A 25,280-nucleotide genomic window follows, 5' to 3' on the forward strand; every position below is an offset into this window, starting at 1 on the left:
AGTATAGTGATTGGAAAAACACGATGCAACACTTTTTTTCGCTCATTTACGTTAACTTTTGTAAATAGGATCTAAAAAGGATCTGAAAGTTAACCGGTTAATTTTTGTTTTAATTAAATATATTTCAATTACAAATCTTTAAAATCAGAGCGATTGATCCTCAAAAATTTTATTTTAGGGCTTTGAATTAGAAATTTAGTGATTTGGATCATTTAATAATTTTTAAGTGAAATTTAGAACCCCTAAAAACCCCACTCCTCAACTTTTTTTGAGATAAAATACCTCAAAAATAAACCCGCCGAGGCGGGTAATTCAAACGTCGCTTAGCCGCAAAATCGCTTTTTTTATGGCTAAACGACGTTGACTCCTTGAGTCAGCTTACTTTTAATGACTCAACACTATTTTTTATCACCCCCACCCCCGGTCTAAGGATTAAGGACGAAGAAATAAAAACTAAGGATAGGTGCAAAGTCCGGAGTTGTTGCTGAGGATGGAGTACCAACCCACGATACCGCTGTCTGTGCTCACGCGAAACTGGGAACTACTATTCCGGTCACTAGTCCAGTGCCAATCGCCGTAGAAGCCAACGCCTGAATAGCCATACATATTACCCCACTCCGAGAAAAAGCCAGAACCTATATGACGCATGTAACCATTATGGGGTGCGGAAGGGGTGGCGGTGACTAAACCACGACAGTCAGAATTGGCGGCAGGACAAGATGCGTTGGTTAAATCCTTTACCTTAACAAGACGATAACCAAGACTATTACACCAAGATAAGATTTGAGGATAATAGCCCCGCTTAAAACCACGGTGGACGAACCACTGCTTCAAAGTAAAACCATATTTGACAACAGGAGTACCATTACTATCACGACCGACCAACTCGAAGGTCTGAGGCAAAGTAGGTTTAGAAATAGGAATAGGACTGTCTGAATTATGCTGGGATGTGGTAGCGTAAGGACCACTTAAAGTAACGCGTACGCTTGTAGCAGTAGGATTAGACATAGTAGCAGTGATACCTCCATGAGAAACAGGAGACCAAGACAATGGCTGACTTACACCACTAATGAGTAAATCAAAGTACAATCCATTAAGACCAGTTGTAGGAAAGTTTCTACCGTAAAGTGACGGAGAAGTTGACTGAGGGATAAAACCATTAGCTGGGTCCCACATTGAAGCTGGGCCAGCATATTGACCTGTACTATAGTACATATCCGGTCTGGTAAAACAAACCACCGCCCCAGCCTTAGGATTGACGTAATAAATCTCACTACGGGCACTGAAAGTACTACGATTAGGAAATCCGTAACGAGTAGATAATGTACCGTTAGTACTGGATAACTTAATCCTATAAGGTGCGTTACAAATTGTTAGCACGGAATTACGTGATACTGACTGATTGTTTTTATCGACAATAGATAAACTCAAAGAACCTGTAGCACTAACGCCAGAATCTCCATCATCATCCCCCCAATAATTATTAGGAGGACCGATAAGTGTACTTAAATCGACTGAATTAGTATCAGTAGGAACGAACATACGAATATCAGCAAAACTCTGACCCGCAACCGGTAAGACGATTGGGGTTGTAGATGATGAATTGTTAGAAGGCGTGTAATTAGCTCCGTCAGATAGAGTAATCCCAAGCAGACCGTTAGTATCAACAACACGAGTACGACCACCGTCGAAAGTCAGATAAGGTGCACTACCCTGTATCGCATTCCTAGTTGTCTGTGAAGTTAATGCATGACTGGAAAAAGGAAGGAAAAGAGCCACGAAAAAAACAATCTGCCGGGATAATTGGGAAAAGGATCGAAAACAGGATCCGGAAAACGATCGGAAAAAAGATCGAGAAGAGGATCGCGGAAGCGATCGCGCGAAAATTCGCAGAATTTCACTTGATTGAGTGGAAAAATAAGTTTCAGTGAAAAATTTAAACTGGGTGTTGGACTTAGACGAATTTAAAAGATAGGTTGGCCAGGTTGCCTGTTGCCTGTTGCCTGTTGAAAATTATAATGCATTTTAGACTACCTTGTCAAGTAATTTTTTGATTTATTTGTGATTTTATACTTTTATATCAAATTTTAGCCTTGTAACTAAAACCGTATAAAAAGTATAGTGATTGGAAAAACACGATGCAACACTTTTTTTCACTCATTTACGTTAACTTTTGTAAATAGGATCTAAAAAGGATCTGAAAGTTAACTGATTAGATTTTGTTTTAATTAAATATATTTCAATTACAAATCTTTAAAATTAGAGCGATTGATCCTGAAAATTTTATTTTAGGGCTTAAAACAAGAATTTTGATCATTTAATAATTTTTAAGTGAAATTTAGAACCCCAAAAACCCCGCTCCTCAACTTTTTTTGCGATAAAAACCTCAAACCGCGGGTAATTCAAACGTCGCTAAGCCGCTTAATCGCTTATTACGATTTCTTCGACTATTTAATTTTTAAATACATATCCTCTCCCTTTACGAAAGGATTTTATGCAATAACTTATCTGATCATATTTCATCCATTCGTAAGTCTGAATTTTTTCTAAATGATAGTTATGATCTTTTACTACATTTCTATTTTAATTAGTTTTTGTTCGTTTTATAATCAATCCCCTCAACTTCTTACAATCTTCGATTTTTAATAAAAACAATGTGTTAATTAAGAGTAAATTTTCAACGCAAGGGAGTATTAACATGAATGATGGGTTAAAACTAGAAAAAATAAAAGCCTTATTTGAAAAACTTGAATTACCCGATTTTAATAGCTCATCAATAATTTATGGTTCTATCCACCCAAAACTTTGGAGATTTGCACTTTTTCAGGGCGCAGCCGCTTTTGATATTAAACACTACCTTATTTATTTTAATTCCGATGAAATTATTTTAATTGGCTTAACTCTCGGTGCAGATTTAACGAATGATGTTATTCGAATACCAATGACGTCAATTTCAAATTTCAAGTTCAAGAAAGGCTGGATTACCAGCAAATTTGAATTTACTATGGCTGGAAACAAAAGGTATCCATTTATAGTACCTAATTTTGTGTTCATCGCAAAATGGCAAAAGCCAAATTTAACCCATATTGTTTCCACCTATTTTAATCAATAATTAACTCAATTATCTTTTACCTATATGATGAAGCATAATTACCTAATATATTGTATTATTGGGTAATTTGATTTCATTTTTTACGTTTAATGTGTGATGCAGTCCTTGCCCGCATCGGAAATCCGTGAATTTGATTATAGTGCTTAGCGTTTTATAAAAAGTCCGTATATGTTCTAACTTGCATATTTCTGTTTTCTAGTTTAATTTATCGTCACTAACCCATTCACTTTTTGAGATGAGACATGACGATATCATTTAAAGAGCAGCAACAACGGATCAATTTTGTTAAACAATTTTTTGCTGAGCAATTAGCTAATAATTTATCACTAATTGAAGTTCAAGCCCCACTTTTAAGTCAAATTGGTGATGGTGTTCAGGATAATTTATCTGGAACTGAGAAGGCGGTTCAGGTTAATATTAAGAGTATTCCTGATGCACAATTTGAAGTGGTTCATTCACTCGCTAAATGGAAACGCAAAATCTTGAGCCAACATAATTTTCCAGTTGGTGAAGGTATTTATACCAATATGAAAGCACTTCGCCCTGATGAAGATAAGCTCTCCCCTATTCATTCTGTTTATGTCGATCAATGGGATTGGGAAAAAGTGATTCGTCCTGAAGATCGCAATCTTGCTTATTTAAAACAGACGGTAGAGAAGATTTATAGTGCCATTAAGGCTACAGAAAAAGTGGTTTCAGAAAAATATCATCTTTCTTGTTTTTTACCAGAGTCGATCACTTTTATGGATAGTGAGCAGTTATTAAAACGTTATCCTAATTTGTCACCAAAAGAGCGCGAAAACGCGATTACTAAAGAGTTAGGCGCAGTATTTTTAATCGGTATTGGCGGTGATTTGTCAAATAAAGAAAAACACGATGTGCGCGCCCCTGATTATGATGATTGGAGTAGCGATAATGAGATGGGTTCTAAAGGATTAAATGGTGATATTTTAGTTTGGAATCCAGTTTTAAATAGTGGTTTTGAAATTTCGTCAATGGGTATTCGCGTCGATCCTGAGACGTTAAAGCGTCAATTAAAATTAACCAATAATGAAGATCGCCTGCAATATGCTTGGCATAAAGCATTAGCTAATGGTGATTTTTTACAGACAATTGGTGGCGGGATTGGACAATCTCGACTAACTATGTTGCTTTTACAACAACATCATATTGGGCAAGTCCAAGCAAGTGTTTGGGATGATGTAACCAAGCAAAACTATCAACAACTTTTATAATTCATGCTCAGCATGTTTTATCTAAACTGGTAAAACATGCTGTTTACTAGTCACTTTTATCTAATGCCATTTGCCAAAAATTTATTTCCAGTTGCGTCGCTTGCTTAAATATTTGGCTTAATTGTTTAAATCGGTTTTCACTAATATTAAGTAATTGTCCTTCTATCCAAGCAATTTCTTTTTGTACTGCTTGTTGAAACTCCTTACTGGCATACATCTCAATCCAAGAGCGATATGGGTTGTTTTCGTTCCAACCTTGAATCCAATTAGCAATCATGCCATACCCAATTAAACAGGGCGCCATCGCTATGTGTATATCTAATATATCGCCGTGTAATCCTATATCAAGCACATAACGTGTATAATCACTATTGGCTTTGGCTTCCTTTAATGTGCTTAGTTCATATTCAGATATGTGCCATTTTTTGCAATATTCAATATGCAGATCAAGTTCAACTTCAACAATGGTTTTTAAACTCTCTAATGATTGCCGAATTTGAGCAATATCGTGACTTTTATATACTGCAAGTCCCCAAGCTCGGGAAAAGTTGATTAAAAAAAGATAATCTTGTTTCAGGTAGTATTGAAAACAGGTTAAGTCTAATGTGCCTTTTCCTAATTGTTGAACAAAATCATGTTGAATATAGTGTTTCCACTCGCTTGATTCAATCAGTGAGTTAAATGATGGCATAATGACTCCTTTTTTGACAAATTCGCTATAAGGAGTTAAACAGATTTCTATAATAGACGTGTTTTAAACTCCCTTCGTCGGTATTAACCGAATCAGGTTCAACGGGTATAATCTCAGCCTATAGCACCCCGGTTAAACAAATTATAAAATTTATAAAATGGTTACTTAAATTTCTCTTTATTCTGCTTTTTGTTCAGTTTCCTGAGATTCGGTAGAAGTCGGCTCTGGAGTTTGAACTTTTTCTACTGGTGCCGAAGCTGGCGTTTGAACTGGAGCGTTACTAGGGCTGTCGCTCTCGACAGGTTGTGGTGTGATTTCAACAGGTGTTTCAGGCTCATCTTTAACTGATTTTGATGATGGTGTACGAATATAAACAATGCTTTGTTTACCTCGATCACATGATCCAACGATTTTACCTTCAATATTTTGTTCACCTTGAGGAACAAGTTTTAATTGGAAGCTATTTTCATTAACACCGTTATTTTTAATTTTTTCGGCGATATTTGCACTAATTTCGTCACAATTGGACGCAGATGCAATAACTGGGAGACCTAATAATAAAACTACTGCTAACTTTTTCATGATCTTTCCTTAAGATTATCGAGTAACTGATGCATTATAAAACGATTGTTTAAACTGTCCATATCGTTTTGAATAACGCTGCAAATAAATTTTATCAATAGATTTGAAAAAGCTAGCTTAGTATAGATTTTTTAGTTAATTCTGCTCTTGGTGTTGGTTTTCGAGTAATTTTAATTTATCTAGAACCCATGAGCGAATATCGGATAATTCGGCTTCAGATAATTGATTTACAAAGTCTCTTTTTGCGTGGAGTTGTTTGCGATCTTCTTCAGTCAAAACCACACCTTTTAAATTTAATAATACCTCTTTACGGTACATTGAGTAGATAAAATCTTTTATCAAATCATCGGAAAGATTAATATCAGCCATGGTGATTTCCTTATTTTATAAAACTCATTTGTTAATCATCAAATTTAGTTAATCTTTATATAAATAACATTCTGATAGATTTTGAAGATGAATCCAGCCTAAAAAATAGGCTGACTTTTACTATAGTCTAATCACTATTAGATAACAATAGTAAATCGATAAATTAAATTAATTGATTAAATTATTCACTTTATTATTTGATAAGTATTTAACAAACCTGTTGATAACTCAATAACAATATAATAATTAATAAGTTATATGCAAGGTTAATTTTTAATCTTCTCTGATTTCTCAATTTTTGAGTAACCATTATCTAGCCTATTTCACAAAAATTGTGATTATAAAAAAATACAGCATATATTATGCTGTATAAAGAAAATATAAGGGAGTTAAAACAAGAATTTATAAAGCAGTAATAAACGCGGTTAAACCAAATAATACTCCTGGAAAATTAGCTATTGCAATTGGCCAATCCTTTTTTTGTCGTAATAAGCCATAACAGACCCATAATGAGCAGTTAATTGCTGCCGCTAAAGGTTGAGTTGGATTAGCTTTAAATCCATGAAGATTGTCGATAATTTGTGGGATATACGATACGTACATTCCTAATGATGCAAGTGTTGCGATAACACCCAAATAGTGAAAAGCTTTTGGAGAAAGATTCAAAATCAGCCTACCTGCTTATATATGAAAGGAGCAAATAATCTAACATATATAACAAGTGAGTTAAATATTGGTGTACCGTGGTTTCAGATAATATTTTGTAAATAAAATGATAAGATTTTTTATGTGAATCTATTTTAAGTAATCGGATATGGTTTTTAATAATAAATGTTATTGCTACGAAGGCCTTATATCAAACGCAAATTGTTATATCAAATGATGTAGCTAATAAGGCATAAAAACCGCGATTTTTTGATAGTTTTGTGATTATTTAGCTGAGATTCAATCCAATAATGAGATTTGAAGTTTACCGATTAACCCTGCCTTGTTTGTCTGGGCAGTTATGATCTATTTATTAACGCCAAATACCTGTTAGAACAATCAATAAAAACTTAGTTCGCTTTATCTCATCAAATCTTTTGCAAAATGACCATAACTTAAACGTATAGCGCCAACTCGATCCCCAAAGTCAGTGCCTTGTGACACTATTATATGCTTTGCTAGTAATTGATTTAAAATAGCCAACTCCTGCGCCTGACTGCTAACGGGCAAATGGGCATATAGATGAAAACCGCCTGTGGGTATCTGGTAATTGATGTCACCTTTAAAATAGTCATCAAGCCAATCTACTAGTTGGTTAGCCTTCTGTTTTAATTGCTGGCATAACCATTCTTGATGGGATTGGTAGTGATGAGTCAAATATTCTTCAGCTAAAAGTTGCGGTAATATACTTAATCCTGAGTCAATGTGATGCCTTATATTGGCTAGTTTTTCGATAATTTCTTTCGGAGCAATCATCCAACCAATACGTATGTTGCGACCAATATATTTGGATAATGATCCTAAATAGATAACTTGATTACTGGTATCATATTTTTTTATCGGGTCGATATGACTCTTTTGCTCAAAAGTTAACCCACTATAAGCATCATCCTCAACAATACCAATACACTGCTTTCGACAAAATGCCAATATCTGTTTTTTTCGATGATTACTCATCACACATCCCGTTGGATTTTGAAATATTGGATTTAGAAATAACCATTTAATTTGCCGTTCTAAACTGACTTTTTGTAAACTCTCTAAGGTTATCCCTTCAGCATCACACTCAATACCATATAACCGCAAACCTGCTGCTTGAAATAGTGGTAATGAATAGAAATATGAAGGTGATTCAATGCCTATTGCATCGCCAGGTTTTAATAATCCTTGAGTAATTAAAAAGAGGGATTGCTGCGTTCCTGAGGTTATTAAAATTTGATCGGGATCAACCCTCATGCCAAATTGGTTCAACATATAATTGGCGATCTGCACTTTGAGTGTGGGTAGACCCAATTGCAATGTGTCGCTTTGCTTTTCATAAGCAACCATTTCATGAGAGGTGATATTGGGTAACATTAATTTGGGCATCATATGAGTTGGTAAATCGCCATTAGCCAAATCACAGATGTTCGCCATTTGCTGACGAGTCTGAAATACTTTTTGTTGATATACACTTTTGCGATTTTGATAGAAATGGGCTGGCAGTCGCCAGTTAATGGTGGAGTAAGCTTGAAGCCCCCATTTTTGATCATTAATAAAGGTTCCACTACCCTGCTTACGAACCAATATATTTCTTTCAGTTAAGATATCTAGCGCATGGACAATAGTTGAGCGGTTAACGTGCAGATTTTTAGCTAACTCTCGCTCTGATGGTAATCTCTCACCCGCTATTAATACCCCTTGTTCAATGTAGTTTTCAATCAACTGGACCACTTTTTTAAATAGTGCTCCGTCAAAAGCCGCTAATTTTTGTTTATTCCACATCGTCTATCAATTTTTTGATTTATGCATAATTGGATGGGTTAATTATAGTCCAATTGGCTGTTTATTGAAGCAATTTTATTTTGAATAATACTTTATTTAATTAGGAGTAATCATGAAAACAGGTACACAAACAGTAAAACGTGGCATGGCACAGATGCAAAAAGGCGGTGTGATTATGGATGTAGTTAATGCCGAACAAGCAAAAATTGCTGAGCAAGCAGGTGCAGTGGCTGTAATGGCTTTAGAACGTGTTCCCTCTGATATACGCGCTGCTGGAGGCGTAGCACGAATGGCTGATCCAACAATCGTTGAAGAAGTGATGAAAGCAGTCACCATACCTGTTATGGCAAAAGCACGAATCGGTCATATCGTTGAGGCACGCATTTTGGAGTCCATGGGCGTCGATTATATTGATGAAAGCGAAGTGCTGACACCAGCGGATGAACAATATCATTTATTGAAAGATGAATTTACCGTACCTTTTGTTTGTGGTTGTCGTGACTTAGGCGAAGCACTGCGTCGAATTGGTGAAGGTGCTTCGATGCTACGCACCAAAGGTGAACCAGGAACAGGTAATATTGTAGAAGCAGTAAGGCATATGCGCCGAGTAAATGAACAAATTCGTTTAGTTGTTGGTAAATCAAAAGATGAGTTGATGACATTTGCTAAAGAGATTGGTGCACCTTATGAGTTGATATTACAAATCAAACAACTGGGTAAACTACCGGTTGTTAATTTTGCTGCTGGTGGCATTGCTACGCCTGCTGATGCTGCATTGATGATGCAACTTGGTGCCGATGGTGTGTTTGTTGGTTCAGGTATTTTTAAATCGCAAAATCCGGAAAAATTCGCTAAAGCAATCGTTCAAGCAACAACATATTTTGACGATTATCCAAGATTAGCTGAACTTTCAAAAGGATTAGGTGAAGCGATGAAAGGTATCGAAATCAGTAAATTAAGCGAATCTGAAAGAATGCAGGAGCGAGGTTGGTAATGAGCTCAAAAGCAAGTAAAACCATTGGTGTGCTTAATTTACAAGGTGCAGTGACTGAACATTTAAATATGCTTGCAACTATTGATTTAGTCATCCCAATTGCAGTAAAAAAGGCCGAGGAATTGCGTCAAGTTGATGGTTTAATTATTCCGGGTGGTGAATCAACTGCAATAAGTCGTTTAATTCGGCAAAATGGCTTATTTGAACCAATCCAAGAGTTTGCCAAGCAAGGTAAAGGGATCTTTGGTACCTGCGCGGGTTTGGTGCTTTGCGGTAATGAAACAAGCCATAGCGAAGTTGAACAACTGGGGTTGATGGATATTGTGGTTGAACGTAATGGATTTGGTCGGCAAATTGCTAGCTTTGAGACGATGTTAGATATTGCACCTATTGGCCAGCAAGTTCCAGCTGTTTTTATCCGAGCGCCCTATATTGCTAGGGCGGGCAAGCAAGTCACACAACTTGCTTTTATTGATAATCATTGCGTAATGGCAGAGCAAGATAATATTTTAGTCTGCTCATTCCATCCCGAACTAACGACCGATAACCGCATAATGCGCTATTTTATTGAAAAATGCTGATTGTTTTTCTCTTATATAAAAAGATATTCGATTATAGGCACTAATTATTGGTGCCTTTTTCTCCTCAAAAACCCCGTTCCTCAACTTTTTTTTCTATTTTTTAAGTTATTCCTAACTTATTTCTGATTTTAATGTATTTGAAGGGAATAAATGGATAAATAAAAAAGTAAATTTAGTTTATTTGATTATTGGTACTAATTATTGGTGCTTTTTATCCTCAAAAACCCCGCTCCTCAACTTTTTTTCTATTTTTAAGTTATTCCTGACTTATTTCTGATTTTAATGTATTTGAAGGGAATAAATCGGATAAATAAAAAAGTAAATTTAGTTTATTTGATTATTGGCACTAATTATTGGTGCTTTTTTTCCTCAAAAAACCCGCTCCTCAACTTTTTTTATCTATTTTTAAATTACTTGTAACTTATTTTTATCTGCCTTTATAATGTGTTAACAAATGATAAATAAAAAAGGTAAATAAATTATGATGACAGGAAGTTGTTTATGTGGCGAAGTTGTCTATCAACTAAATAATGAGATTAAAACAATTGTGTATTGTCATTGCTCGCGTTGTCGCAAACAAACTGGTTCGGCTTTTAATGCTGCAACAGCCATTAACCAGGAAGATTTAACTTTTATTAAGGGCGAAGAAAAGATAAAAATTTTTTCATGCTCAGGCGTTAATCGCCATTTTTGTGGTCAATGTGGTTCTCACCTTTTTTCTAGTCGTGATAATGATAATAATAGTTATCGATTACGTATTGGCCTAATTAATGAACCAATTAATGCGGAAAAACGTATTCATATTTATACCGGTTCAAAAGCGAATTGGGATATTATTTGTGATGGTTATCCTGAATTCGAAGAAGGAATCCCCCCAAAATAATTCGATGTTAATATCATTCGCTGGATGAAGTTTATTTTCAAACGCTAAGTCTGCTTTTAAAGCTCTTCATTACGTTGCCAATGGGTTTTATGCGCAAAACCCATTAGGTTATTTGTCATCTTGATTTGTTGCAATTGAATAGACCAAATCGGTGCTTTCATCACTCTGGCAAAAGGAAAGGCTTGATAATAAAGTTTATAAGCATGACTTGCTTGATTTTCAGCAAGCAATTGAGCATTGCCTGTAAATTGTATCCCCTGAATTTTGGCAATCGATTTTGGACTGATGCTAATCGTGCCAGCAACATTAGGATTTTTTAGCATCCCTTGTGCATGTTGGGTTTTCAATTCTGATAAGAAATATAAGCACCAATTAACTTCATCAAATACATAAAATGCGTTGCATGACCATGGTTGGTTTTCTGCTAATATTAGGCTCAAACTTAACACATGTTGCTGTTTAATAAATTGCACGATTTTATGGTCAGATGATTTCATTATTTTATTCAGATTTTTGATTAAGACTCATATCCTCACCCCAGCGCGGTAAACTAGGTACATCAATATCAAACAGATCAAGCGCTCTGGCAACACTATGAGTGATAATATCATCGACACTTTCAATATGTTGATATAACGCAGGAACAGGTGGAAAAATAATTCCCCCCATTAATGTCACCGCTTCCATATTTTTAATATGTCCTAGATGTAATGGGGCTTCTCGTGTCATTAACACTAAGCGACGACGCTCTTTTAAAACGACATCAGCAGCGCGTGTTAATAAATTATCAGATAGACCATGAGCTATTGCTGCCAGTGTTCGCATCGAGCAAGGTGCAACTAACATGCCCATTGTTTTATATGACCCACTAGCAATTGCAGCGCCAATATTGTCAATCGAATAGACCATATCGGCTAAAGATTCTAATTGTGCTAACTGGGATTTAGAATGTTCATAATTCCCGGTTATTTTGGCCGCTTTTGATATGACAAGATGGGTTTGAATGTCCATTGGTTTTAGGAGTTCTAAAGCTTTTATACCATAAGCAAAGCCTGTTGCGCCACTTATACCAACTATCATTCTTCTCATATTGATTCCTACAGTCAAATTTCTGAATTTATTTTAACTTAGATTAGTGCGTTAAGGTATGGGAATTTGTTTAATCGCGGAGTGAAAGTCACCGCTAACCTTTTTGTTAGCGGTGGAATTTGATATAACTTATTCTTTAGCCATTGGTTGTTCAACGACTTTTGTAGTTTGTTTACCTTGGATGGTTTTAATTTTGTCACCATAAGTTTTTACAGCTTCTTTATTTGATAATAAGCTATATGTTAGCTTAAAGTCAGCGCTTTTACCTGGTTCTAATTGAGGAACACGTTTTTGTTCACGTTCAATAGTAACTGGATAGGCAAAGCTTGTACCTGGCTCAATACCGGTCACGTAACCTTGTTTAAGCGTATCGGTGTTTTTCCATAATGTAAGCACTGGTAATTGTTTAGTATTAAATGAAATACCAACCCCTTTATCACCTGCTTTGTTAGCCAACATCACTTGAGTTTGATTTTTTGAATCCGCATAAGGGAAGATGTTATAAACCATTTCGTCAAAGTTTTTTGTTGGTCCTAAATAGGTTTGCCAATTTTTAAGGCCGGTAGCTGCATAATCATTGAATGGTGAAACTTCTTTGACAGGTGCAACAAATTTTGCCCCTTCTTCAAGGATTGGTGTACCAAAATTGCTGTGATAGATAATTTGATAATCACGCGGGTAATCACCTTGGTTAGTCACAGTATCGTGAACAGTAAACTCTTTAGTTCCTGGTACATGAGAAATTCTAACCCAAGTTTCTAAATTGCTTTTTTTGAAAGCTTTTTCTTTGATAAGACCACTAACGGTAATGGTGTATGGTGCTTCGTCTTCAATATCAACAAACAGTTTTGAAACAGGTGTATTTTGCGCACGTCCATGAAGGGTATACATCATTCCATCAGCTTGTACTGCATGACCTGTCCATTCAAAACCACAACGAACCATCATTTCATTAAAACCATCTAACCAACCATTACCACCACGGCTTTCTAAGTTGATATTATTTGGATGAACGACTTCTTCAACCGGGGAATCCCAACCTAAGCGCACTCCATCACCTTCAACTGAAAGGATACCTAGACCACGAGTTGGGCTTAATTTAATAGTCAGTCCATCACTTATAAGAGTTAAGACTTCAACATCTTCTTGAAGCCCACCTCTAAGTACACTATTTTGCATACTAAAAGTTGGTGCACCCTTTGCATGTTCGACATTTGTTAGATACCAGCCACCTTTTCTAACTTGAATATCGGTGTCAGTAATAATGTAATGTGTAGCATTGGCAGCATAGGAGATTACTCCAAGCGCGACAGCTAACGTAAGATTTCTAATTTTCATGAGATTAATTCCTTATAATTATAATTAAAATATATATCCATCATGAGCAAGGATATGCGTTAATTGGGTCTAACCTGCCCTGCTTTCCAGTGTTTTCGACAAACTGAATGGTATTCACTATCACCAAGATGAATTGAATTACCAAATTTAACGATTTGTCCGTTTTCACCTTCTAACAGAATCATTGTCGCTTTTTTACCGCACCAGCATACGGTTTTAAGTTCTCTATAATTATCAGCAATTTCTAATAATGTTTTCGAACCTTCAAACAAATGTCCCATATAATCGGTCTTTAATCCAAAAAACATCATCGGAACACCAAACTCATCACATACGTCTGACAACTTCCATATGGTATTGGACGATAAAAATTGACTTTCATCAATCAAAATACACGCATAGTTATTTTGTTTGATCTGTTCAATAATACCATCAACAGTATTATCATCAAGTTGTAATGCTTTTTTACGTAATCCAAGTCGAGATACAATCTCAACTGCGGAGTCGCGAGTATCGACCGATGATTTAAGTAATAATGTCTGCATATTATTACTTAAATAGTTATGATCTATTTGTAGTAATTCTGTGGATTTTCCGGCGTTCATTACGCCATAAATATAGTAAATTTTAGACAAAATTTGCGTCTCAAAAAGTTAGATAGTAATTATCAGTAACACTAAAAGTAAAAGGTAAGTCTCTCGACTTACCTTTTTGATGAATAAATTATTTGGCTTTACCTTGGTTTGCTACCGCTGCTTGTTTAGCTGCGATTTCATCAGCATTACCTAAGTAGTAATGTTTAACAACTTTCATGTTGTCATCAAATTCATAAACTAATGGTACGCCAGTTGGAATGTTAACATCAATAATGTCATCATCACTGATATTGTCTAAATGCTTAACTAGAGCACGAAGAGAGTTACCGTGAGCGGCAATAATAACACGTTCACCTTTTGCAACACGTGGTGCAATAGTTGATTCCCAGTAAGGAAGTACACGTTTAATTGTTAATGCTAAGCTTTCAGTTAATGGTAATTCTGATTCTGGTAATTTGCTATATCGTGAATCGTGACCAGGGAAGCGCTCATCTGATTTTTCAAGTGCAGGAGGAGTGATAGCAAAACCACGACGCCATAATTTAACTTGATCATCACCATATTTAGCAGCAGTTTCTGCTTTATTTAAACCTTGTAACGCACCATAATGACGTTCGTTTAATTTCCAGTTCTTTTCAACCGGTAACCATGCTTGATCAACTTCATCAAGGATGTGCCATAATGTATGAATAGCACGTTTTAAAACTGAAGTATATGCATAGTCAAATGTAAAGCCTTCTTGTTTTAGTAATTTACCTGCTTCAGCAGCTTCTTTGTTACCTTTGTCAGATAAATCAACATCAGTCCAACCACAAAAACGGTTTTCTTGATTCCAAACGCTTTCTCCGTGACGAATAAGAACTAATTTTTTTACTGCCATGAATATAACTCCTTAGTTACGTAAAATAAAATGGTTAAATGAATTGGACTTTCGTTAAAAATGCACGTTTGATTAAGTGCATTTTTAACGTTTTAATCTTTTTAAACACTTATTATTTAGATAAGTATTTTAATGGATCGACTGATTGCGCTTTATAACGAATTTCAAAGTGTAGTCGTACTGATGAAGTTCCCGTTGCGCCCATTGTCGCAATTTGTTCACCAGCTCGAACATTTTGTTGTTCTTTAACCAAAATAGTTTGGTTATGCGCATACGCCGTTAAATAGTCATCATTGTGTTTTACAATGATTAAGTTACCATAACCTGGCAATGCATTACCAGAATAAACCACTCGACCATCCGCTGCTGCAACGACTTTAGCGCCTAATGAACCAGCAATATCTATACCTTTAGTGGCATTAGAGAATTTTTCAATGATCTTACCTTGCGCCGGCCACTGCCATGTAATATTGGCAACATTCGATGTTGAGCTAGATGGCGATGGCGATGTGGTTGAAGCCGGTTCAGTTACAGTTTCAGTAGTTTCAACTGTATTGGTTGGTTTATTAGTACCAGATGTAGTAGTTGTTGTAGTAGTTACTGTTGTTACAACTGGTTTGGTTGAACTAGTCTGAGCAGGCGTATTAGTTGATGTGGTTTTTTTAGTTTCAACGATCGTTGTGCCACCGCTAACATCAAGCACTTGACCTACACTTACAGCAAAAGGTTCTTTGATATTATTTTTAGCAGCTAATGCTCGATAATCATTACCGGTTACCCAAGCGATATAAAACAGTGTATCGCCTCGTTTGACGGTGTAAGTATCACCTTGATAGCCACCTTTTGGAATATCATTATAATCACGATTATAGACAATACGTTCATTTGATGTCACAACACCTTGACTAGTTGAACCGCTAGTCGAATTACGAGATGCTGGCGCCGATGGTGTATAAGTTGATGTAGATGATGGCGCTCGATTACCTTTGGAAATAATTTCAGGCGGTTTTGTGTAAACCGAGGAGGTAGAAGATCTCGAAGAATCAGATATATCTTCGATATCAGCTGGATTTGTCTGCGTACAAGCAGAAATCATCAAACTTAAACAACTTAATGTGAGAATTTTTTTCACAATAACACCTTTCATTTATATATATAGTTTTAATACGAACATTTTATCGTTTTTATAACAAAAAGCTATTATATTAATTACCAGCAAGCTAAATCAATAAAATCACAGCTAAAATAGCATTTTTATTGCTTAAAAACTGTAAATTCGGCAAATTTTACAGTTTATGTTGCTTATTGTAAGTTATTTAGGCGATTTTTAGGTGAAATCTATCACCAGTATAAAATGATTGCTAAAATTTGGTTTAATAAATGCCCTATTATCCGTCTATGTTTTATTGATTAAGACTTTTTTCGGCACTAGGAGTATGTACATTAAATTTGGTATAGTATATTTAAGACTTAAAAATTTACAGTGATCCCAAAATAATGACTTTATATATTGTAGCAACACCTATTGGTAATTTAGATGATATTACCCTTCGCGCGATTAATACACTTAAGCAAGTTGACTTAATTGCGGCTGAAGATACCCGTCATAGTGGACTGCTTTTGCAACATTTGGGGATTAAAGCCAAATTGTTCGCCTTACATGATCATAATGAGCAAGAAAAATCACAACTATTAATTGAAAAACTTAAATCAGGATTATCAATAGCGTTAATATCTGATGCAGGCACACCATTAATTAATGACCCCGGTTATCATTTAGTGAAAGCTTGCCGTGAAAATAATATTAATGTAGTACCCATCCCTGGTGCATGTGCGGCCATTGCGGCACTTTCAGTGGCTGGATTACCTTCGGATAGATTTAGTTATGAGGGATTTTTACCGGCTAAAACAAAAGCACGACAAGATTATCTTACTACGTTAATTGATGAACCACGAACTATGATTTTTTACGAATCAACCCATCGACTTTTAGATACCTTGCATGATATGCAAACCATTTGGGGAAGCGATAGACAGATTGTGTTAGCTAAAGAGCTGACCAAAACATGGGAAACCATCGTCCATTTTTCCATAAAAGATCTTATTGAATGGTTAGAAGAAGATAGTAACCGACAAAAAGGCGAATTCGTTTTAATTGCCGAAGGTGTGAGTAAAACGGATGATGTCATTGATGCAAAAGCAATTAATACACTAAAACTGTTATTAAATGAGCTACCTTTAAAAAAAGCCGCTGCGATTACTGCTGAAATTTATGGACTGAAAAAAAATCAATTATATCAGCTCGGATTAACCTTTCAAAATTAGCTAACAATTATATTGTCAATAAAACTATTTTGAGATTAAGCAGAGTATGGTTTTAAGTGTTGATTTCGATGATCTTATATCATCAGCATTAGCACAATTAGTGCAATTTAGTATATAATCAATGTTTAAGATTTTTATAACACAAGGTAATAAACAATATGGGATTTAAATGTGGAATTGTCGGTCTACCAAATGTGGGTAAATCAACGCTTTTTAATGCACTAACTAAAGCTGGGATTGAAGCGGCTAACTTTCCGTTTTGTACTATCGAACCTAATACAGGCGTAGTGCCAATGCCCGATCCGCGTTTAGATCAATTAGCGGAAATTGTTAAGCCGCAACGAACATTACCAACGACCATGGAATTTGTTGATATCGCAGGTTTAGTAAAAGGTGCATCTAAAGGTGAAGGACTTGGTAACCAATTCTTAGCTAATATTCGTGAAACCGAAGCCATTGGCCATGTTGTTCGTTGTTTTGAAAACGAAAACATTGTTCATGTTGCAGGTAAAATCGATCCAGCTGAAGATATCGAAATTATTAACACAGAACTTGCGTTAGCCGATCTTGAAGCCTGTGAACGCGCTATTACCCGTTTACAAAAACGAGCTAAAGGTGGTGATAAAGACGCTAAATATGAACTTGAGATTCTTGAAAAGTGTCTTCCTCACCTTGAACAAGGTAAAAAATTATTACTTTTAGATTTAAGTAAAGAAGAACTAGATGCGATTAAATATCTTAGTTTCTTAACGTTAAAACCAACTATGTACATCGCGAATGTCAATGAAGATGGTTTTGAAAACAATCCGTTTTTAGATAAAGTGAAAGCCATCGCTGAACAAGAAAAAGCAGTCGTAGTACCAGTTTGTGCAGCGATTGAGGCAGAACTTGCTGAGCTTGATGATGCTGATCGTGATGAATTTATGCAAGATCTTGGTTTAACCGAACCGGGTCTAAATAGAGTTATCCGCGCGGGTTATAGTTTACTTAACTTACAAACTTATTTTACTGCAGGCGTTAAGGAAGTTCGTGCTTGGACTATCTCTGTTGGTGATACTGCACCTCAAGCAGCAGGTAAAATTCACACCGATTTTGAAAAAGGATTTATCCGTGCACAAACCATTGCCTTTGATGATTTTATCAAATATGGTGGTGAACAAGGTGCTAAAGAAGCAGGAAAAATGCGTTCAGAAGGAAAAGATTATGTCGTACAAGATGGCGATATTATGAATTTCTTATTCAATGTATAATCAACGTTTAATGGGTGCAGTTTAATACCGCACCCTATTTATTTCAATTTTGTAAAATTAATAACTCGCCAATATCACTCTTCCCTGAATGGATAATCAATTATAAGGAGCTTCATTTATGTTATTAACCTTTGAGCAAGCTAAAAAAAATATACTTGAAGCATCATCATTATACAATCAACTTTCAAGTGAAAAAGTTGCATTATTTGACGCCTTAGATTGTGTTACTGCTGAACCGGTTATTTCTCCAATTAATGTACCAAGTTTTAACAATTCGGCTATGGATGGTTATGCGGTAAGGTTAGCTGATATCAATCAATCGAAATTATTACCTTTAGCCGGTACTATTTTTGCTGGAGATGATATCTCAAATCTGAATTGGCCTTCAGGGAGTTGCTTACGCATTATGACTGGCGCGCCTGTTCCTGAACAAGCTGATGCTGTGGTGATGCAAGAAGAGACAGAGCAAACAGAGTCAGGTATTAATTTTTTAGGTGAGATTAAATTAGGTAGCAATATTCGTTGTATCGGCGAAGATGTTAAACAAGATTCGGTGGTGGTGACTAAAGGTACACGGTTAACCATTCCAACACTATCAAGTTTAGCCACGCTTGGTATAACTGAATTAGTCGTCTATAAAAAAATAAAAGTCGCTATCTTTTCAACCGGAAATGAATTAACCGATATTGGTGATCCACTAACAAACAAAAGTGCAATTTATGATAGTAATCGATTTACGCTAAAATTATTATTATCTAAATTAAATTGCCAAATTATCGATTTAGGTATTATTGCCGATGATCCGAACCGAATTAAGCAATCACTTGAAACAGCGTCTAAACTTGCTGATTTAGTGATTACCAGCGGTGGCGTTTCTGTTGGTGATGCAGATTATACAAAAACAGCTTTAGAAGCACTGGGTAAAATTAATTTCTGGAAAATTGCTATAAAACCCGGTAAGCCGTTTGCGTTTGGAAAGATAGGTGATGCGCTGTTTTGTGGATTACCCGGCAATCCAGTTTCGACATTGGTCACTTTCTATCAGTTAGTTCAGCCTTTAATTTTAGCACTGTCAGGAGAGCATTTAACCTCTAACAATCTGTCATTTAAAGTGAAAGCAGCAACGAATCTTAAAAAAAGTGTTGGCCGATTAGATTTTCAACGCGGTGTGTTGCAAGTTAATTCTGAAGGTGAGTTAGAAGTTGCTTCAACGGGTCAACAAGGCTCACATCTAACTCAGTCGTTTAATCATGCCAACTGCTTTATCATCCTTGAGCAAGAAAGAGGCAATGTTGCTAAAGGTGAATATGTGACAGTTGAGCTGTTTAATAATTTATTAAAATAGCGCAACTAAAACAGCACCTGCAGCAATCATGGCTACACCAATGGCAGAAAGAAATGAAATTTTTTCGCCAAAGATAATAACAGCAAAAATTACGGCAAAAACAACGCTAAGTTTATCAATCGGGGCAACTTGCGAGACTTTACCTTCTTTGATTGCCATGAAGTAGAATAACCAAGATAATGCCCCAGCGACTCCACTCAATGCAATAATAAGTAATGCTTTCTTATCGTTAAAGAACGTGTTAATTAGATTTAGCTTTCCTTGCACGGCAACCACGCCAACTAAAAAAATCGCCATAACAATAGCCCGTATTGCGGTTGCAGTATTGGCATCAAGGTGTTGTAAACCAATTTTACCTAAAATTGCAACACAGGCAGCGGTAATTGCCGATAGCAAAGCATAAACAAGCCAAGCGCTCATATTAATACCTATCTATTTGGAATAAATACTGTTGATTGTTTGAATTCTTTTGGCATTGTTCTGATTTATTCATCACCCCTCGGCAATCTTCAAGCACACCGTGAGCTTTTGACCAATGGTACTGTTTGCCTTCATCATTTTTACCACCACAAGCTGTTAAACTTAAACTTAGTGTCAGACAAGTCAGTGCGATAATTACTGGTTTCATCATATCCCCTCGCAAATATTTCGTTATCTTATAATTTATTCATTATTCTAATGCATTATTAAACTGATTGATAGCAAAGCTATCACCTATTTTTATTACGTGAAAAGCACGACCTTTCTTCAAAGAATTTAATAAAAACGGTGGTTCATCTAACGATTCATCAGCTAATTCAAAAGCTCCCCAATGAATGGCGATCGCTGATTGGCAATTTAATTCATCATATAGTTGCAATGCTTGTTGAGGGTCGATGTGCTGTGATTGCATAAACCAACGCGGTGCATACGCGCCGATGGGGATTAAGGCTAGATCGATTTGCTTAAACCTTTCGCCTATTTTCTTTAAACTGGTTGAATAGCCGGTATCCCCCATAAAGTAGATATTTTTTGATAACGGCGAGTCATCATTCTGCATTACCCAACCACACCATAATGATTTGTTGACATCAAAAGCACCACGATTACTCCAATGCTTTGCTGGTGTCGCAGTAAACGTTATTCCACCAATATTAGAAGATTGCCACCAGTCCAACTCAATAACTTGCTTCGCTCCCCATTTTAATAGTTTGGTTTTGAGCCCTAGGGGAACTAAAATAGTCATTTGTGGAAAACGTTTTACCAGTTGCCTTATACTATTAAAATCAAGATGGTCATAATGACTATGCGATATCAAAACTACATCAATCGTAGGTAATTTATCGATAGTAATAGCGGGATTGGTTCGTCGTTTGGGGCCAATAAATTGGAACGGCGAGACTCGGTTGGAAAAAACCGGATCGGTTAATACCCATTTATTATTAAGTCTTATTAACGTAGTTGAATGCCCTATCCACCAGACTCTATCACCTTCTAAATTTAAATCAATTGAGCTACACCAAGTTTGGTTAAATACTTGATATCCCGCTTTTGGGGGTAAGACTTTACGTTTAAGGCGCCAACGTAAAGCGTCAGTCAATTTAATTGAAAAAGGCTCACTATTTTTAAAAGCTCTATGATGTAAATTATCACTTCGCTCATTAAGGGCTTTATCTAGCGTTTCGTTTTTTTTATTCATTAATTTGTTGAGTTAATTAATACCACGTTCAATAATCACGGCAACATTACCTGCATTAGCAATCGCATCTGGTTTTGAAACTTTGATTTTTAACCATTGAACTGAAAATTGTTCAATAACTAACTGTGCAACGCGTTCAGCTACCGTTTCAATAAGCTCAAATTTATTTGCTTCAATAAATGATGTTATTGATTGTGAAACAACGAAATAGTCTAAACAAAATTCTACATTATCACTCTTTCCTGCTGGCTTATTATCCCAAGCCATTTCTAAATCAAGGACTAGCTTCTGTTTGATGTTTTTTTCCCAATCATAAACACCTATTGTGGTATAAACTGTTAGAGATTCAATTAATACTCTATCTTTAATCGTTAATGTCATATTCAATTCCAAGCATTGATATTGTTTAAAATAGAGATTACCGAATCTTATTAAATTACGCTATAATTTATTTCAAATAATAGTGAATAAAAGATGATATGACTCGAATTTTTCAACCCTACACCATCACCCAAAATAGCTTAATTACCTTGGACGATAATGCTTTTAATCACCTGATCCGTGTATTAAGAATGAAGCCTGGCGAATCAGTGACGTTGTTTGACGGCTCTAACCAAATTACGCCAGCAGTGATCCATGAAGTAAACAAAAAAAACGTTGTTGTAAAAACAGCAACGACTGTTTTTGATGATCGAGAATCACCTTTAAACATTCATTTAGGCCAAGTTATTTCTCGTGGTGATAAAATGGAGTTTACTATTCAAAAATCAGTTGAATTAGGAGTGAGCACCATTACCCCACTACTTTCTGAACGCTGTGGCGTAAAGCTTGATCAAGAAAGGCTTGAAAAGAAGGTTCAACAATGGCAAAAAATTGTTATTTCTGCCTGTGAACAATGTGGGCGTAACATCATCCCTACCGTAAACTCGGTAATGAAATTAGAAAATTGGTGTGCAAGTTTAACTGATAGCTTAAAACTCAACTTACATCCAAAAGCAGAAAAAGGCATAAATCAACTGTCGTCTGAGGATAAAAACATTAGTTTATTGATTGGACCAGAAGGTGGGCTATCTAACGAAGAAATTCAGATGACGCATCAATATCAGTTTACAGATATTTTACTCGGTCCACGAGTTTTACGAACTGAAACAGCTGCACTAACAGCAATAACCGCCCTTCAAGTTCGTTTAGGTGATTTAGGTTAATCACCCAAAATGAATGAGTTAACAATTGATTGCTTTGCTTATTAATCGGTAACGAGTATGATAGTTCAAAACTTGATTTTTATTGCTAAAACCACGCTCGGCCTTGTTTTCTCATAAGCGATATTGAATAGGTAGAAAAGTGTGCAAGTCATCAACAGCAAATTCAATGCAATCAGATAAAATCAGTAAGGAGTCAACATGATTAAACTTGGTATTGTTATGGACCCCATCAGCCATATCAAATTAAAAAAAGATACCAGCTTTGCTATGCTGCTTGAAGCACAAAAGCGAGGTTATCAACTCTATTATATGGAGATGAATGATCTGTTTTTACGTAATGGTGAAGCAAGTGCAACCACTCGTATACTAACAGTTCATAACAATAGTGAACATTGGTTTGATTTTGGTGACGAACAAACAATAGCATTAAGTGAACTCGATGTGATACTAATGCGTAAAGATCCGCCTTTTGATACCGAATTTATCTATGCGACTTATATTTTAGAACGCGCTGAAGATAAAGGCGTATTAGTGGTTAATAAGCCACAAAGCTTACGTGATTGTAATGAAAAATTATTTACGGCTTGGTTTGCTGATTTTACGCCGGAAACTTTAGTTACTCGCCAAACATCACAAATTAAGGCTTTCCACCAACAATTCCATGACATTATTTTAAAACCACTTGATGGTATGGGCGGTTCGTCAATTTTTAGAATCAAACAAGATGATCCCAATGTGTCTGTGATAATTGAAACACTTACCGAGCATAATACTCGTTACTGTATGGCGCAAAATTTTATCCCAGCGATAAAAGATGGTGATAAACGTATTTTAGTTGTCGATGGTGTTCCGGTTCCTTATTGTTTGGCGCGGATACCTCAAAAAGGTGAAACACGAGGAAACTTAGCCGCTGGTGGACATGGTGAAGTAAGAGCTTTAAGTGATAGTGATTGGAAAATTGCTAACAGTATTGGACCAACATTAAAACAAAAAGGACTTTTATTTGTCGGACTTGATGTAATTGGGGATAAATTAACTGAAATTAACGTCACTAGTCCAACTTGTGTACTAGAAATTGAAACTGCCCATCCAGATTTATCAATCACGGGGCTTTTAATGGACGCGATTGAATCAAGATTAAATAAGAAGAGTTAAAAAAATGATTAGAGAATACCAACCAAAAGATTTAGAAGCCATTATGAAGATATGGCTACAAGGTAATGAACAAGCTCACAACTTTATTGATCTTGAATTTTTTAAACAGAACTACGATATAGTTAAAATGTTGATTCCAATGTCAACTATCTATGTCCAAGATCTTAATGGCGTAGTAGGTTTTATAGGTTTAACTGAGAATTATATTTCTGGACTCTTTGTTGAAGAAGGTTTTCGTCATCAAGGAACTGGAGCTGCGCTAGTTGAAAAAGCAAAACAGCGTCACAATGAATTATTGGTACATGTGTATAAACAAAATAGTGATGCGATTAACTTTTACTTATCGCAGGATTTTGAAATTATTAGTGAATCAATTAATGAAGAAACCAATCATCCAGAAGTATTAATGCGTTGTAATGTAGAACATAAAGTCAAAATTGGTAAATGTGCATTATAATTTAACAACAATGTGAGCGTATGAATTTAAAAAATCATTTTATTATTGCTATGCCAACACTACATGATTCAGTATTTAGTCGTTCTGTGGTGTATATCTGTGAACATAATCGTGATGGTGCAATGGGTATTATTTTGAATAAGCCTATTATAGATCTCAATGTTGAAACCGTATTGTCCCGTCTTGAAATCACTGCCTCAAAAAGTTGTGCTGAACTTGAGCATCCAGTATTTTGTGGTGGACCACTTGCCGAGGAGCAAGGTTTTATTTTACACACGCCTCATAAGGGGTTTGCATCAAGTATACAGATTTCTGATGATGTGATGATAACCACATCACTTGACGCATTGAAATCGATTGGCTCTCCAGAACAACCAAAAGATATCTTTTTAGCACTGGGTTACTCAAGTTGGCAATCATTACAACTTGAAAGTGAAGTAGCCAAAAATGACTGGTTAGTTACCGAAGCTGATCCACAAATTATTTTTGAAGTGGCTATTGAGGATCGTTGGAAAAAAGCGGCTGAATCATTGGGCATTAATATCAGTACTATTTCTCACCAAATGGGTAATGCATAGACAATGGCAACTATTATTGCATTTGATTTTGGTACTGCAAGTATTGGTGCAGCTATTGGTCAGGACATCACCAAAACTGCTAACCCACTTTGTTCATTTAAAGCTCGTGATGGCATACCTAATTGGCAAGCGATTGAAAAAGTACTTAATGAATGGAAACCCGATTATTTAGTGGTTGGACTACCACTAAATATGGATGGCACAGAACAACCTTTAACCGCTAGAGCTCGCAAATTTGCTAACCGTTTGCATGGTATGTTTGGTTATCAAGTACATCTACAAGATGAACGATTATCCACAGTTGAGGCTAAATCACACATTTTTGCTTCACGTGGTTATCGGGCGCTTGAAAAAGGTCATGTTGATGCAACTTCTGCCATTATTATTTTAGAGAGTTGGTTTGAGAACAATGAATCTCTTTAATTAATAAGTTATTTTATTAATAATTAGTCGCCAATAAATTTCATC

The 25,280-nt window shown here is 35.8% G+C and carries 29 protein-coding genes and 1 riboswitch; of the genes, 13 read left to right on the top strand and 16 right to left on the bottom strand.

Features of this window, described 5'->3' with window-relative positions; genetic code table 11:
- Positions 1–453: 453 nt before the first annotated feature.
- Positions 454–1,779, bottom strand: a complete 1,326-nt coding sequence (locus J3U27_RS08225; protein ID WP_267377234.1) for a hypothetical protein — start codon at positions 1,777–1,779, stop codon at positions 454–456.
- A gap of 919 nt (positions 1,780–2,698) precedes the next feature.
- On the opposite strand from J3U27_RS08225, the gene J3U27_RS08230 reads away from it, so the two are divergent.
- Entirely contained in the window at positions 2,699–3,112 is a 414-nt protein-coding gene (locus J3U27_RS08230) for a hypothetical protein (RefSeq protein ID WP_065733967.1), read from the top strand.
- 242 nt (positions 3,113–3,354) lie between these two features.
- The gene (gene asnA, locus J3U27_RS08235; RefSeq protein ID WP_065562623.1) at positions 3,355–4,347 is read left to right on the top strand and encodes an aspartate--ammonia ligase; all 993 of its coding nucleotides are present in this window, start codon (positions 3,355–3,357) and stop codon (positions 4,345–4,347) included.
- 46 nt (positions 4,348–4,393) lie between these two features.
- On the opposite strand, the gene tenA is transcribed toward asnA, so the two are convergent.
- From tenA to J3U27_RS08260, 5 genes are all read right to left on the bottom strand, one after another.
- Positions 4,394–5,038, bottom strand: a complete 645-nt coding sequence (tenA, locus tag J3U27_RS08240) for a thiaminase II (RefSeq protein WP_267377235.1) — start codon at positions 5,036–5,038, stop codon at positions 4,394–4,396.
- Positions 5,039–5,090: 52 nt separating this feature from the next.
- Positions 5,091–5,179: riboswitch (TPP riboswitch) on the bottom strand.
- Between the two features lie 36 nt (positions 5,180–5,215).
- Positions 5,216–5,620 carry a DUF1161 domain-containing protein gene (locus J3U27_RS08245; RefSeq protein WP_220225956.1) on the bottom strand — a complete coding sequence of 135 codons (405 nt, stop codon included), beginning with the start codon at positions 5,618–5,620 and terminating at the stop codon, positions 5,216–5,218.
- A gap of 135 nt (positions 5,621–5,755) precedes the next feature.
- On the bottom strand, positions 5,756–5,989 hold the full coding sequence (locus tag J3U27_RS08250; RefSeq protein WP_065562626.1) for a hypothetical protein: 234 nt from the start codon (positions 5,987–5,989) through the stop codon (positions 5,756–5,758).
- A 402-nt stretch (positions 5,990–6,391) separates the two neighbouring features.
- Complete coding sequence (locus tag J3U27_RS08255) at positions 6,392–6,655, bottom strand: SemiSWEET family transporter (RefSeq protein ID WP_081299490.1); 264 nt, start codon at positions 6,653–6,655, stop codon at positions 6,392–6,394.
- A 399-nt stretch (positions 6,656–7,054) separates the two neighbouring features.
- A complete protein-coding gene (locus J3U27_RS08260; protein WP_267377237.1) occupies positions 7,055–8,458 on the bottom strand; it encodes a PLP-dependent aminotransferase family protein in 1,404 nt (467 codons plus the stop codon).
- A gap of 109 nt (positions 8,459–8,567) precedes the next feature.
- Here J3U27_RS08260 and pdxS point away from each other — a divergent pair, with 109 nt between their 5' ends.
- From pdxS to J3U27_RS08275, 3 genes are all read left to right on the top strand, one after another.
- On the top strand, positions 8,568–9,452 hold the full coding sequence (gene pdxS / locus J3U27_RS08265; RefSeq protein WP_176713947.1) for a pyridoxal 5'-phosphate synthase lyase subunit PdxS: 885 nt from the start codon (positions 8,568–8,570) through the stop codon (positions 9,450–9,452).
- On the top strand, positions 9,452–10,033 hold the full coding sequence (gene pdxT / locus J3U27_RS08270) for a pyridoxal 5'-phosphate synthase glutaminase subunit PdxT (RefSeq protein WP_267377238.1): 582 nt from the start codon (positions 9,452–9,454) through the stop codon (positions 10,031–10,033). Before pdxS ends, pdxT begins: the two co-directional genes overlap by 1 nt.
- 481 nt (positions 10,034–10,514) lie before the next feature.
- Positions 10,515–10,916, top strand: a complete 402-nt coding sequence (locus J3U27_RS08275) for a GFA family protein (protein WP_267377239.1) — start codon at positions 10,515–10,517, stop codon at positions 10,914–10,916.
- 56 nt (positions 10,917–10,972) lie between these two features.
- On the opposite strand, the gene J3U27_RS08280 is transcribed toward J3U27_RS08275, so the two are convergent.
- The 6 genes from J3U27_RS08280 to nlpD form a co-directional block, all read right to left on the bottom strand.
- The gene (locus tag J3U27_RS08280) at positions 10,973–11,413 is read right to left on the bottom strand and encodes a pyridoxamine 5'-phosphate oxidase family protein (protein WP_267377240.1); all 441 of its coding nucleotides are present in this window, start codon (positions 11,411–11,413) and stop codon (positions 10,973–10,975) included.
- A gap of 4 nt (positions 11,414–11,417) precedes the next feature.
- Positions 11,418–12,005, bottom strand: a complete 588-nt coding sequence (locus J3U27_RS08285; RefSeq protein WP_065733960.1) for a UbiX family flavin prenyltransferase — start codon at positions 12,003–12,005, stop codon at positions 11,418–11,420.
- Positions 12,006–12,134: 129 nt separating this feature from the next.
- The gene (locus tag J3U27_RS08290; protein ID WP_267330723.1) at positions 12,135–13,343 is read right to left on the bottom strand and encodes an aldose 1-epimerase family protein; all 1,209 of its coding nucleotides are present in this window, start codon (positions 13,341–13,343) and stop codon (positions 12,135–12,137) included.
- Between the two features lie 59 nt (positions 13,344–13,402).
- Positions 13,403–13,978, bottom strand: coding sequence for a thymidine kinase (locus tag J3U27_RS08295; protein ID WP_065733958.1), 576 nt, complete (start codon positions 13,976–13,978; stop codon positions 13,403–13,405).
- A gap of 88 nt (positions 13,979–14,066) precedes the next feature.
- On the bottom strand, positions 14,067–14,819 hold the full coding sequence (gene gpmA, locus J3U27_RS08300; RefSeq protein ID WP_065562634.1) for a 2,3-diphosphoglycerate-dependent phosphoglycerate mutase: 753 nt from the start codon (positions 14,817–14,819) through the stop codon (positions 14,067–14,069).
- 112 nt (positions 14,820–14,931) lie between these two features.
- A complete protein-coding gene (gene nlpD / locus J3U27_RS08305) occupies positions 14,932–15,951 on the bottom strand; it encodes a murein hydrolase activator NlpD (protein ID WP_255305724.1) in 1,020 nt (339 codons plus the stop codon).
- A gap of 365 nt (positions 15,952–16,316) precedes the next feature.
- Here nlpD and rsmI point away from each other — a divergent pair, with 365 nt between their 5' ends.
- The 3 genes from rsmI to moeA all read left to right on the top strand — a co-directional run bounded on the left by rsmI (position 16,317) and on the right by moeA (position 19,739).
- A complete protein-coding gene (rsmI, locus tag J3U27_RS08310) occupies positions 16,317–17,144 on the top strand; it encodes a 16S rRNA (cytidine(1402)-2'-O)-methyltransferase (RefSeq protein ID WP_267330722.1) in 828 nt (275 codons plus the stop codon).
- Between the two features lie 158 nt (positions 17,145–17,302).
- On the top strand, positions 17,303–18,394 hold the full coding sequence (gene ychF, locus J3U27_RS08315) for a redox-regulated ATPase YchF (RefSeq protein ID WP_065562637.1): 1,092 nt from the start codon (positions 17,303–17,305) through the stop codon (positions 18,392–18,394).
- 118 nt (positions 18,395–18,512) lie between these two features.
- On the top strand, positions 18,513–19,739 hold the full coding sequence (gene moeA, locus J3U27_RS08320; protein WP_267377241.1) for a molybdopterin molybdotransferase MoeA: 1,227 nt from the start codon (positions 18,513–18,515) through the stop codon (positions 19,737–19,739).
- On the opposite strand, the gene J3U27_RS08325 is transcribed toward moeA, so the two are convergent.
- The 4 genes from J3U27_RS08325 to folB are packed head-to-tail and all read right to left on the bottom strand — an operon-like array spanning position 19,731 to position 21,798.
- Entirely contained in the window at positions 19,731–20,159 is a 429-nt protein-coding gene (locus J3U27_RS08325; protein ID WP_065562639.1) for an EamA family transporter, read from the bottom strand. The genes moeA and J3U27_RS08325 overlap by 9 nt on opposite strands.
- Before the next feature lies 1 nt (position 20,160).
- On the bottom strand, positions 20,161–20,367 hold the full coding sequence (locus J3U27_RS08330; protein WP_065562640.1) for a hypothetical protein: 207 nt from the start codon (positions 20,365–20,367) through the stop codon (positions 20,161–20,163).
- 42 nt (positions 20,368–20,409) lie between these two features.
- A complete protein-coding gene (locus J3U27_RS08335; RefSeq protein WP_267377242.1) occupies positions 20,410–21,417 on the bottom strand; it encodes an MBL fold metallo-hydrolase in 1,008 nt (335 codons plus the stop codon).
- 12 nt (positions 21,418–21,429) lie between these two features.
- Positions 21,430–21,798, bottom strand: a complete 369-nt coding sequence (gene folB, locus J3U27_RS08340; protein ID WP_267343034.1) for a dihydroneopterin aldolase — start codon at positions 21,796–21,798, stop codon at positions 21,430–21,432.
- Positions 21,799–21,896: 98 nt separating this feature from the next.
- Between folB and rsmE the strand changes: the two genes are divergently transcribed.
- From rsmE to ruvX, 5 genes are all read left to right on the top strand, one after another.
- Positions 21,897–22,622: a 16S rRNA (uracil(1498)-N(3))-methyltransferase gene (rsmE, locus tag J3U27_RS08345; RefSeq protein ID WP_267362818.1), complete on the top strand. Its 726-nt coding sequence runs from the start codon at positions 21,897–21,899 to the stop codon at positions 22,620–22,622.
- 198 nt (positions 22,623–22,820) lie between these two features.
- Entirely contained in the window at positions 22,821–23,777 is a 957-nt protein-coding gene (gshB, locus tag J3U27_RS08350; protein WP_267377243.1) for a glutathione synthase, read from the top strand.
- A gap of 4 nt (positions 23,778–23,781) precedes the next feature.
- A complete protein-coding gene (locus J3U27_RS08355; RefSeq protein ID WP_267377244.1) occupies positions 23,782–24,234 on the top strand; it encodes a GNAT family N-acetyltransferase in 453 nt (150 codons plus the stop codon).
- A 20-nt stretch (positions 24,235–24,254) separates the two neighbouring features.
- Positions 24,255–24,812: a YqgE/AlgH family protein gene (locus J3U27_RS08360; protein ID WP_065562646.1), complete on the top strand. Its 558-nt coding sequence runs from the start codon at positions 24,255–24,257 to the stop codon at positions 24,810–24,812.
- 3 nt (positions 24,813–24,815) lie between these two features.
- Positions 24,816–25,235: a Holliday junction resolvase RuvX gene (ruvX, locus tag J3U27_RS08365; RefSeq protein ID WP_065562647.1), complete on the top strand. Its 420-nt coding sequence runs from the start codon at positions 24,816–24,818 to the stop codon at positions 25,233–25,235.
- Positions 25,236–25,280: the final 45 nt, after the last annotated feature.

The organism is Gilliamella sp. B2911 (assembly GCF_026536965.1).
Classification (GTDB): domain Bacteria; phylum Pseudomonadota; class Gammaproteobacteria; order Enterobacterales; family Orbaceae; genus Gilliamella; species Gilliamella apicola_E.

Excerpts from the sequence above, each read along its gene's own strand:
- gshB (WP_267377243.1), top strand. The coding sequence starts at position 22,821 with ATGATTAAACTTGGTATTGTTATGGACCCCATCAGCCATATCAAATTA.
- asnA (WP_065562623.1), top strand. The coding sequence starts at position 3,355 with ATGACGATATCATTTAAAGAGCAGCAACAACGGATCAATTTTGTTAAA.
- J3U27_RS08230 (WP_065733967.1), top strand. The coding sequence starts at position 2,699 with ATGAATGATGGGTTAAAACTAGAAAAAATAAAAGCCTTATTTGAAAAA.
- ruvX (WP_065562647.1), top strand. The coding sequence starts at position 24,816 with ATGGCAACTATTATTGCATTTGATTTTGGTACTGCAAGTATTGGTGCA.
- rsmI (WP_267330722.1), top strand. The coding sequence starts at position 16,317 with ATGACTTTATATATTGTAGCAACACCTATTGGTAATTTAGATGATATT.
- J3U27_RS08285 (WP_065733960.1), bottom strand. The coding sequence starts at position 12,005 with ATGAGAAGAATGATAGTTGGTATAAGTGGCGCAACAGGCTTTGCTTAT.
- J3U27_RS08325 (WP_065562639.1), bottom strand. The coding sequence starts at position 20,159 with ATGAGCGCTTGGCTTGTTTATGCTTTGCTATCGGCAATTACCGCTGCC.
- J3U27_RS08245 (WP_220225956.1), bottom strand. The coding sequence starts at position 5,620 with ATGAAAAAGTTAGCAGTAGTTTTATTATTAGGTCTCCCAGTTATTGCA.
- ychF (WP_065562637.1), top strand. The coding sequence starts at position 17,303 with ATGGGATTTAAATGTGGAATTGTCGGTCTACCAAATGTGGGTAAATCA.
- J3U27_RS08280 (WP_267377240.1), bottom strand. The coding sequence starts at position 11,413 with ATGAAATCATCTGACCATAAAATCGTGCAATTTATTAAACAGCAACAT.
- J3U27_RS08250 (WP_065562626.1), bottom strand. The coding sequence starts at position 5,989 with ATGGCTGATATTAATCTTTCCGATGATTTGATAAAAGATTTTATCTAC.
- rsmE (WP_267362818.1), top strand. The coding sequence starts at position 21,897 with ATGACTCGAATTTTTCAACCCTACACCATCACCCAAAATAGCTTAATT.
- J3U27_RS08260 (WP_267377237.1), bottom strand. The coding sequence starts at position 8,458 with ATGTGGAATAAACAAAAATTAGCGGCTTTTGACGGAGCACTATTTAAA.
- folB (WP_267343034.1), bottom strand. The coding sequence starts at position 21,798 with ATGACATTAACGATTAAAGATAGAGTATTAATTGAATCTCTAACAGTT.
- J3U27_RS08335 (WP_267377242.1), bottom strand. The coding sequence starts at position 21,417 with ATGAATAAAAAAAACGAAACGCTAGATAAAGCCCTTAATGAGCGAAGT.
- tenA (WP_267377235.1), bottom strand. The coding sequence starts at position 5,038 with ATGCCATCATTTAACTCACTGATTGAATCAAGCGAGTGGAAACACTAT.
- J3U27_RS08275 (WP_267377239.1), top strand. The coding sequence starts at position 10,515 with ATGATGACAGGAAGTTGTTTATGTGGCGAAGTTGTCTATCAACTAAAT.
- J3U27_RS08355 (WP_267377244.1), top strand. The coding sequence starts at position 23,782 with ATGATTAGAGAATACCAACCAAAAGATTTAGAAGCCATTATGAAGATA.
- J3U27_RS08290 (WP_267330723.1), bottom strand. The coding sequence starts at position 13,343 with ATGAAAATTAGAAATCTTACGTTAGCTGTCGCGCTTGGAGTAATCTCC.
- moeA (WP_267377241.1), top strand. The coding sequence starts at position 18,513 with ATGTTATTAACCTTTGAGCAAGCTAAAAAAAATATACTTGAAGCATCA.
- pdxT (WP_267377238.1), top strand. The coding sequence starts at position 9,452 with ATGAGCTCAAAAGCAAGTAAAACCATTGGTGTGCTTAATTTACAAGGT.
- gpmA (WP_065562634.1), bottom strand. The coding sequence starts at position 14,819 with ATGGCAGTAAAAAAATTAGTTCTTATTCGTCACGGAGAAAGCGTTTGG.
- J3U27_RS08330 (WP_065562640.1), bottom strand. The coding sequence starts at position 20,367 with ATGAAACCAGTAATTATCGCACTGACTTGTCTGACACTAAGTTTAAGT.
- J3U27_RS08360 (WP_065562646.1), top strand. The coding sequence starts at position 24,255 with ATGAATTTAAAAAATCATTTTATTATTGCTATGCCAACACTACATGAT.